Below are 1,052 nucleotides of genomic sequence, written 5' to 3' on the forward strand. Positions count from 1 at the left end.
TGCACACCACCGGTGTGCGCGTGGACTGGGCCGCCGTCCTCCACGGCACCGGCGCCCAGCTCACCGATCTGCCGACGTACGCCTTCCAGCACGAGCGCTACTGGCCCGTGCCCAGCCCGTCGGCCGCCGGGGACGTCGAGTCCGCGGGTCTCCGGGCCGCCGGACACCCGCTGCTCAGTGCCGCCGTCGAACTCTCCGACTCCGGCGGTCTGCTGCTCACCACCCGGCTGTCGCTGCGCACCCACCCGTGGCTCGCCGAGCACGTCGTCATGGGCAACGCCCTGCTTCCCGGCACCGCCTTCGTCGAACTGGCGGTCAGGGCCGGTGACGAGGTCGGATGCGAACGCGTCGAGGAACTCACCCTCGCCGCCCCCCTGATCCTCCCGGAACAGGGTGGCGTCCAACTGCACCTCCACGTCGGCCCGGCGGACACCGCGGGTCGCCGTACCCTCACCGCCAGGTCCCGCCCCGAGGGTGCCGAGGACCTGCCCTGGACCGAGCACGCCACCGGTGTCCTCGCCCCCGGCGAGCACACTGCCGACTTCGACACGACCGTCTGGCCGCCCGCCGGCGCCGAACCCCTCGACCTCACCGGTCTCTACGAGCGGATGGCCGAGGGCGGTTACCGCTACGGCCCGCTCTTCCAGGGCCTGCGCGCGGCCTGGCGGCGCGGTGACGAGGTGTTCGCCGAGGTCGCCCTGCCCGAGAGCGCCGAGCGCGAGGCCGCGGGGTACGGACTGCACCCGGCGCTGCTCGACGCGTCCCTGCACATCTCCGCCCTCGGCGGCCTCGCCAAGGGTGTGGTCCCGTTCTCCTGGGAGGGCGTGTGCCTGCACGCTTCCGGTGCCCGGGAGGTACGGGTCCGTATGACCCGTACCGGCGACGAGTCCGCCACGGTCGCCGTGGTCGACCCCGCCGGTGCTCCCGTCGCGAGCGTCGAGAACCTGGCGCTGCGCGCAGTCGCCTCCGGGACGACCGGGACCGACGCCTTGACCCGTGACTCGTTGTTCCGGGTGGAGTGGGTGTCGGCGCGGGTTGCTGAGGCCGGTGCC

The 1,052-nt window shown here is 73.8% G+C and carries 1 protein-coding gene; it reads left to right on the forward strand.

What is annotated here, in order from left to right:
• Positions 1-1,052 (forward strand): polyketide synthase dehydratase domain-containing protein (locus tag KM933_RS38660; RefSeq protein ID WP_221362348.1); only part of this gene is annotated, 1,052 nt, incomplete at both ends.

This window comes from Streptomyces beigongshangae (assembly GCF_019710745.1).
Taxonomy (GTDB): domain Bacteria; phylum Actinomycetota; class Actinomycetes; order Streptomycetales; family Streptomycetaceae; genus Streptomyces; species Streptomyces beigongshangae.